The organism is Rodentibacter rarus (genome assembly GCF_001998965.1).
Classification (GTDB): Bacteria; Pseudomonadota; Gammaproteobacteria; order Enterobacterales; family Pasteurellaceae; genus Rodentibacter; species Rodentibacter rarus.
Genome location: NZ_MLHJ01000010.1, coordinates 1 through 7,581, shown reverse-complemented (window position 1 = coordinate 7,581; position 7,581 = coordinate 1). Strand labels below are relative to the sequence as shown.

10 protein-coding genes and 2 pseudogenes are annotated in these 7,581 nt (G+C 40.5%); 4 read left to right on the top strand and 8 right to left on the bottom strand.

The genetic code is table 11. The features are described 5' to 3' along the window. A partial coding sequence (locus tag BKK50_RS01655; RefSeq protein WP_143529723.1) for an IS3 family transposase occupies positions 1 to 125 on the top strand: 125 nt, incomplete at its 5' end. Positions 126 to 191: 66 nt separating this feature from the next. On the opposite strand, the gene BKK50_RS01650 is transcribed toward BKK50_RS01655, so the two are convergent. The 6 genes and pseudogenes from BKK50_RS01650 to eno form a co-directional block, all read right to left on the bottom strand. Continuing rightward, positions 192 to 1,373 carry a glutathionylspermidine synthase family protein gene (locus tag BKK50_RS01650; RefSeq protein WP_077414701.1) on the bottom strand — a complete coding sequence of 394 codons (1,182 nt, stop codon included), beginning with the start codon at positions 1,371 to 1,373 and terminating at the stop codon, positions 192 to 194. Position 1,374: 1 nt separating this feature from the next. Beyond that, positions 1,375 to 1,671 (bottom strand): annotated as a pseudogene (locus tag BKK50_RS13185) (hypothetical protein); the annotation flags it as partial. Between the two features lie 317 nt (positions 1,672 to 1,988). After that, positions 1,989 to 2,693 (bottom strand): HAD-IA family hydrolase, encoded by a 705-nt coding sequence (locus BKK50_RS01640; RefSeq protein WP_077414699.1) that lies wholly within the window; start codon positions 2,691 to 2,693, stop codon positions 1,989 to 1,991. Next, positions 2,694 to 3,113: a DUF2251 domain-containing protein gene (locus BKK50_RS01635; protein WP_077414697.1), complete on the bottom strand. Its 420-nt coding sequence runs from the start codon at positions 3,111 to 3,113 to the stop codon at positions 2,694 to 2,696. It lies immediately after the preceding gene. A 9-nt stretch (positions 3,114 to 3,122) separates the two neighbouring features. After that, complete coding sequence (locus tag BKK50_RS01630) at positions 3,123 to 3,752, bottom strand: NUDIX hydrolase N-terminal domain-containing protein (protein ID WP_077414695.1); 630 nt, start codon at positions 3,750 to 3,752, stop codon at positions 3,123 to 3,125. A gap of 113 nt (positions 3,753 to 3,865) precedes the next feature. After that, the gene (gene eno / locus BKK50_RS01625; RefSeq protein ID WP_077414693.1) at positions 3,866 to 5,176 is read right to left on the bottom strand and encodes a phosphopyruvate hydratase; all 1,311 of its coding nucleotides are present in this window, start codon (positions 5,174 to 5,176) and stop codon (positions 3,866 to 3,868) included. 321 nt (positions 5,177 to 5,497) lie between these two features. Here eno and BKK50_RS12765 point away from each other — a divergent pair, with 321 nt between their 5' ends. The 3 genes from BKK50_RS12765 to acuI are packed head-to-tail and all read left to right on the top strand — an operon-like array spanning position 5,498 to position 7,039. Next, complete coding sequence (locus BKK50_RS12765) at positions 5,498 to 5,830, top strand: TetR/AcrR family transcriptional regulator (protein WP_279625568.1); 333 nt, start codon at positions 5,498 to 5,500, stop codon at positions 5,828 to 5,830. Beyond that, on the top strand, positions 5,787 to 6,026 hold the full coding sequence (locus BKK50_RS13180) for a TetR family transcriptional regulator C-terminal domain-containing protein (RefSeq protein ID WP_425272385.1): 240 nt from the start codon (positions 5,787 to 5,789) through the stop codon (positions 6,024 to 6,026). The genes BKK50_RS12765 and BKK50_RS13180 overlap by 44 nt, the downstream gene beginning before the upstream one ends. A gap of 35 nt (positions 6,027 to 6,061) precedes the next feature. Next, the gene (acuI, locus tag BKK50_RS01615) at positions 6,062 to 7,039 is read left to right on the top strand and encodes an acrylyl-CoA reductase (NADPH) (RefSeq protein ID WP_077414691.1); all 978 of its coding nucleotides are present in this window, start codon (positions 6,062 to 6,064) and stop codon (positions 7,037 to 7,039) included. 52 nt (positions 7,040 to 7,091) lie between these two features. Here the strand turns inward: acuI and BKK50_RS13175 are convergent, their stop codons facing one another. Both BKK50_RS13175 and BKK50_RS12215 read right to left on the bottom strand, forming a co-directional pair. Continuing rightward, positions 7,092 to 7,208 (bottom strand): IS3 family transposase, encoded by a 117-nt coding sequence (locus tag BKK50_RS13175; protein WP_077414689.1) that lies wholly within the window; start codon positions 7,206 to 7,208, stop codon positions 7,092 to 7,094. Positions 7,209 to 7,401: 193 nt separating this feature from the next. After that, positions 7,402 to 7,581, bottom strand: a pseudogene (locus tag BKK50_RS12215) (hypothetical protein); the annotation flags it as partial.

Here is a 7,581-nt window from a genome sequence, read left to right as displayed (position 1 = left end):
ATACTTCAATCGCTGAATTACAGGCAGAAATTGAAGAATATTTGGTGTATTACAACGAAAAACGAATTAAACTGGATTTAAAAGGATTGAGCCCGGTACAATACCGAGCTCAATATTTAAGTTAATAACCTGTCCAACTTTTAGGGGGCAGATCACTTTGTTTTGTATTCTTTTAGTACAAAATATTTTCCCTACGGCACAAAATAATGCGGTACAAAATGGCTATCGTTGCCTGTCACTGCTGTGAAATCCTCACGCAATCCTATACCGCAAGCCACATCGCCAATGACCCAAGAACCAATGACGGGATACATGCCGTCAAAATTGGGTAATTCAAATTTTTGTTGGTAAATATAGCCGGAGGTATCGTAAAATGCTGAATGTTCACTCCCTTTAGCGGCAAACTCGATGCCATTACTTTTCTCATAATAGAATACGTTCGCCCCTTCCCGACCAAGCAGCGGTTTTTTCACCCAAATCGCATTTTGGTCGGTAATATCAAATGGGTTGAAATAAGCCGGCAGTAAATTCGGGTGATTTGGATAACGCTGCCATAATTTAGCAAGTAATGCCTTGTTGCTTAATAGCATTTTCCAAGCCGGCTCAATAAAATGCGTGTTTGCAGTCGGGATATGTTGAGCAAATTCCGCGCCGCTTAACCATTCTAAAGGATAGAGTTTGAACAGCATCTCAATAGGTGCATCGTTTAAATCGACAAATTCTTTGCTTGCTTTATTATAGCCGATATCTTCCACTGCAAGTTGATGAATGTTCCACCCGGCATTGTAAGCCACATCGGCAAGATAATCTAAATTACCCCAATCTTCCCGTCCGGCTTCTTGCATAGCACTGAAATAGAAATCATTTTTTCCACTTTGTTGTTTGAGAAAGGTGAAATGTTTAAGTAACTCTTCGTGAATCCAATTAAATTGGTCACGATGATGAAGCCCTTCGATTTGCTCTAACCATTGCCATTGCACAACAGCCGCCTCTAATAAAGAGGTGGGCGTATCGGCGTTATATTCAAACATTTTCAAATTTTCGCCATCATAGCCAAAATCAAAACGGCCATATAAATAAGGCGCTTGCTTACGCCACGCATCTTCAATCAACTGCTTTTGCCAATCGGTGAAACGATAATGGGCATAATCACCCTGTTTAATTTCATTAGCAACAAAATCTAAACACATGGCGTGCAGTTCATTTGTGGTATCTTCAATGCGATCAATTTCCGCCAAAGTAAATTCATAGGCGACATTATCCGACCAATAATGAGAACCATCACTGGAAGGCAAATTGTAGTAATCAAACCCGACATCAAGCAGTTGTTTCACCATATCAGGGCGGGTTGGAAAACCGGTTACACGTTTCATATTAGCCTCCGCTACTGCGGTTTGAATTGTTTGGGCTGGTAAAACCGCCTCGTGAAACCGGTTTGCTGTTCATACTTCCTGCATTGCCTTTTACCAACATAGGTTTGCCCACAGAACGGTTGGTTTGCGGTTGGATCACCTGCCCTGTCGGGGTAGAAACCGCACGGTTACTTGGATGATAGCTTGGGCCTAAGAAATTACTGATCGCACGGGCCGCCATATACCCCATAACACCACCGGCAATCGCCGCCCCCAAGGAAGGATCACGGCTTTCGGCATTGGCCGTGGTTTCACCATTTGTATTGTTGGCGTCTGTTGTTGAGTTATTTTGATTAGCGTTTTGCCATTCATCATTGACTGTATTGGCATTTTCACCCTGATTGCGTAACCCTAAACCAGAAAGCGAATTGGTGTTTTGTTGAGGCTGGGCATGCTCATTAGCAGGCATAGCTTGTACATTTTCCGTATTTTTATCTGCCTCGCATAACTCAATTTTTTTCCAATCTGCAAGACAGTCTTCAAGAGAGTGATACACATCTCGTTGTACTTCTTCTTCCGAGCAGCCGCCTAATAAAGCCACAATGGAAAGGGTGACAAGAATTTGATTTTTCTTTTTCATAGCCATAATAATTCAGTTAAATGGTTAATTTCTAAAGTGGGTAACAGGGTTGCTTGTGGAAAATCAACGAGATGTTTATCCGATAGATTAATCCATACCGCTTGGCAACCTGCTTGAATTGCCCCCTGAACATCTGTGGTTAAATTATCGCCCACATGCAAAATTTCCTGTGACAAAACATTGAAATAGCGTGCAGTTTTATGGAACAGATCTTCATGAGGTTTTGCTCTGCCATGTTCACCTGCCCGTAAAATCAGCTCAAATTGAGATAATCCAATGCGTAAAGGATCTACATTGCCATTGGTAATAGCACAGAGTTTATAATGTGTTTTTAATTGATTTAATACCCTCAGCGATGCTTGGGGAACATCAATTTGGTGACGCCAATGTAAAAATTCTTCCATGGCGTGCGATAAAGTGCGGTCAATTTCAGCTACATTTTTTCCCTGCGCCTTTAAAAATTGGCGTAACGCCTCTTCTCGCCACTTCGTCACATCTTCGCTTAAAAGTGGATTTTCTTGTGCAATACGGTCTTTCCAATCCAACCACTCTGTTTCAAACGTTGGGCATTGACTGAGCGCTTGAGTGAATTGCACAAAGCGTGAAACCGCACGACGAATGACATCATGATTATCATAAAGGGTATCATCTAAATCAAAGCTAATGACTTTGAAAGGCTGAAGATTGCGATAAAATTTCATTTATTTGATGGTTTTCACGCCAAGCCATTGCTCGGCTTTATCGTTGGTCAGTTCTTCTCGTGTCCACAGGCTCATTAAATTCGGTTGCGGATATTTGTTACTGTTATAACCGACTAAACGGGCAAAATCAAATACCGCATGGGGATAACCGTTAATTAAAAGCAAAGCTAAATAACCGCTTTCATCCCAACAAATTTCCAATTTCCGGGCTTCGTGATGATTTGAAGTGGAATCCACATTATAAACGTGCAACACATCGACAATAGGCTGGCCGTTTTGACGCATATCCATCGCATAAAAATAACCGGTTTCACCGTCATCTTCAAACATCACCGCAAAGTGATCATAAACCGTAGAATGTGTACCAACTTGTTTGGGCTGCCCGAGAAAAAGCTCGTCTTCTAAAACTAATTGCAACATAAATATTCCTTAATCGAACAGAGTTTGCCAATGTTCACTATTATAAGCTTGAAAACACATCTCTATTTGTGCTTGGGTATTCTTTTCCGTATTTATTACTGGAAGATTGCCTAATGTGAAGTAATCTGCCGCTAGTGTTTCACTATTTGCACGAAAGTTACCACCAAGTTGCTTACACATCACAAATGTTTTGAGAACCCGATAGGCAAAGAGGGGATAATTATGTTTATGTTGGTCATGGATAGCAATAATAAATTCGGGTTGTACATCTAGTCCAGCTTCTTCTTTTACTTCTTTTATTGTATTGCTGTAAATAGTTTCCAACACATCCACCCAACCACCAGGTAATGACCACATCCCGTCATTTTCTTGGACCAATAGAATTTTGTCTTGTTGAAATATAGCGGCACGTGTATCTAATTTGGGGGTTTGGTAACCTTCTTCGTAACAAAAAAGATTTTTTACTTTTTCAAGTGGGATCGCGGTTTTATAGCTTAGCATTTCTGCTGAAATGCTGCGTAAACGTTCGTAACGTTCAAGATCATAGATATTTTTTGAATATGTCAAGCCATTTTGTGCCAAACTTTGAATTTCAATTGCCCAACGTAGCCAAGGTTCATTCAGTAAGATTTTACTCATTGAGCTTATCCTTTGATTGGTTATTTTTTTATGATAATAACGAAAACACGATAGAAAAACACCGCACTTTCTTGTAAAAGTGCGGTGCGATTTCAGTTTAAATTAACCAACGATTAGGCTTGACCTTTAACCGCTTTTAAACCTGGGAACGCAGCCGGGGTACCTGCACGTTCTAATGCTTCTTCGATACGGATTAATTGGTTGTATTTTGCAATACGATCAGAACGGCTCATAGAACCGGTTTTGATTTGACCTGCTGCCGTACCCACTGCTAAATCAGCGATAGTCGCATCTTCGGTTTCACCGGAACGGTGAGAAATCACCGCAGTATAGCCGGCGTCTTTCGCCATTTTAATTGCCGCTAAGGTTTCAGTTAAAGAACCAATTTGGTTGAATTTGATTAAGATAGAGTTTGCGATACCTTTCTCGATACCTTCTTTTAAGATTTTGGTGTTAGTAACGAATAAGTCATCACCGACTAATTGCACTTTGTCGCCTAATACCTTGGTTTGATATGCAAAACCGTTCCAGTCAGACTCATCTTGGCCGTCTTCAATAGAAACGATTGGATATTCTTTGCAAAGCTCTTCAAGATAATGCGTGAATTCTTCGGAAGTGAATGAACGACCTTCGCCTTTCATTTCATATTTGCCGATTTCTTTGTTATAGAACTCAGAAGAAGCGCAGTCCATTGCTAAAGTTACATCTTTACCTAATACATAACCTGCTTTTTCTACCGCTTCTTTGATACAAGCTAGGGCATCAGCGTTAGAAGCAAGATTTGGTGCAAAACCACCTTCATCACCAACAGCCGTGCTCATTCCTTTTGCTTTTAATACTTTTGCAAGATTGTGGAATACTTCCGCACCAATACGAAGTGCTTCACGCAATGTTTTTGCCCCTACCGGTTGGATCATAAATTCTTGAATATCAACATTGTTGTCTGCATGCTCACCACCGTTGATGATGTTCATCATTGGTAATGGCATAGAATAAACGCCCGGTGTACCGTTGAGTTCGGCAATGTAAGCGTAAAGCGGTAAGCCTTTAGAGGCAGCAGCCGCTTTTGCGTTAGCTAATGAAACCGCTAAGATAGCATTAGCACCAAAGTTTGATTTGTTTTCTGTACCATCTAAGTCGATCATAATTTGGTCGATCTCAGCTTGGTTTAAAGCATTTTTACCCACTAATGCATCTGCGATAGGACCGTTAACTGCTGCAACTGCTTTTAATACACCTTTACCTAGGAAACGTGATTTGTCACCATCGCGTAATTCTAATGCTTCACGAGAACCCGTTGATGCGCCTGATGGCGCAGCGGCTAAACCTACAAAACCACCTTCTAAATGAACTTCTGCTTCAACAGTTGGATTACCGCGTGAGTCGATGATTTCACGACCAATCACTTTAACGATTTTTGCCATTTTTGTTTTCCTCTTTAAGTTAATAAAAATGTGTACTAGGCGAACCTAAACTGCGAGCTATGATAAAGCTATTTTGTTTTTTTGTCTTGCAAAAAATGCACTTGCTTTGATCTTTGTCTAATTTTTGAGTGAGTGGGAAAGTGCGATGGGATTATACTGAGATTTTATAAAAATCAAGTTATCTTAATTAACAATATAAACCAATAGGTCTAATCTAATTTGGACCAAATGGTTTAAAATGAGGGAATATGGAACAAAAAATAAAAAAAACGAGGGCGTCCTGCTAAAAATCCGGTTGAGCGAGACACCCAAAAACGCCTTATCCGAACAGGTATTGAATTGCTCACTGAACGAGGCTATATGATTGCCGATATTGATAGTGTGCTGAAAAAATCAGGCGTACCCAAAGGATCATTTGACTACTATTTCAAAAATAAAGAAGAATTTAGGCAAGCGGTTATTGAAGGCTATGCTGACTATTTCAATCGTAAATTAGATAAATTTTTAGATGATAAATCGCTTTCACCGTTAGAGCGTATTCGTGCTTTTTACGAAAATGCCAAAGTGGGAATGACGAAATTTGATTTTACACGTGGCTGTTTGGTGGGCAATGTGGCAAAAGAAGCCACTATTTTATTTACCGCAAAGTTATGACCTTTTACTTAATAATATTTTTGCTCGTTGGCAAGGTAAATTTGAGCAATGTTTTTGTGAAGCTCAAGCAGTTGGCGAATTATCCGAACAATGTGATGTAAAACAACTGGCTTTTTTCTTTTGGATTGGGTGGGAAGAGGCAGTTATGCGAGCCAAATTACAAAAAAGCACTGAACCTTTAACCGCTTTTTTTTGATTATTTTATTTCAATCTTACCAAATGGAGCAAAAAATGTTTAAAGCCATTCTTATCAATAAACAAGATGAACAATATACCGCCAATTTAACTCGTGTAGATGAAAAAGATCTCCCTGAAGGCGATGTGTTGGTGCAAGTGAGTTATTCCACGCTAAATTATAAAGACGCCCTTGCGATTACCGGTAAAAGCCCTGTGGTGCATTCATTTCCAATGATTGCAGGAATTGATTTGGTCGGGACGGTTCTTGAATGCTCAAGCGGTCAATTTGCCGTTGGCGATCAGGTTTTGTTAAATGGCTGGGGCGTGGGAGAGAAACACTGGGGCGGTTTGGCAGAAAAAGCCCGTTTACAAAGCGATTGGCTTATTCCTTTACCATCAGTTTTAACAGCAAAACAAGCAATGAGTATTGGTACGGCAGGTTATACCGCAATGCTTTGCGTGAATGCGTTGGAACAGCAAGGCATTACGCCTGAAAACGGAAAGATTTTAGTGACAGGCGCAAATGGCGGAGTGGGCAGTTTTGCCATTGCGATTTTAGCGAAATTAGGCTACCACATTATCGCTTCAACAGGGCGAATAGCGGAAAGCGATTATTTAATTTCATCAGGGGCAGCTGAAATTATTGACCGTACCGAATTAAGCGAGAAAGGCAAACCGTTAATGAAAGAATGCTGGGCAGCAGCAATTGACAGTGTGGGTAGTTATACCCTTGCCAATGTTTGTGCCTATACTCAATATGGCGGCGTTGTGGCTGCTTGTGGCTTGGCGCAAGGTTTAGATTTTCCGGCAACCGTTGCCCCTTTTATTTTGCGTGGTATTACCCTTAAGGGAATTGATAGCGTAATGTGTCCAAAATCGCAACGGGTTCAAGCATGGCAACGTCTAAGCGAAATTATTAATGATGAACTGCTTACAAAAATTACCCAAGAAATCGCACTTGATGAGGTTATTCCAACTGCGTCTAAATTATTAAACGGAGAGGTCCGTGGACGAGTGGTGGTGAAAATTTAAAGTTCTCTGTGAATAATAAAAGTGATCTGCCCCCAAAAAGTTGGACAGGTTATTAACTTAAATATTGAGTTCGGTATTGTACCGGGCTCAATCCTTTTAAATCCAGTTTAATTCGTTTTTGGTTGTAATACACCAAATATTCTTCAATTTCTACCTGCAATTCAGCAATTGAGGTATAGGTACGTGACTAAAAGCACTCGGATTTTAATATTGCAAAGAAACTTTCAATCACCGCATTATCGTAGCCACTTCCTCTGAGGCTCATACTTCGCACGGCTTTACCCTCTCTAATATTTTTACCCATCCCTTAGAGCCACACAATACGCCTTGGTCGCTGTGAATAATCGGTTGGTTTAAGCTTGCTAAGCCCTTGTTCTAGCATGGCTTGTTGCAAAACTATAGGCTATAATTTCTCGGTCAGCCAAGTCCATCAACGGTGAAAAATAGAGTTTTTCTTTCTCAACGTGAAATTCGGTGACATCCGTTACCCATTTTTGATTGAGCGCTGTTACTGTTAAATTATGATTCAGCACATTCGGTGC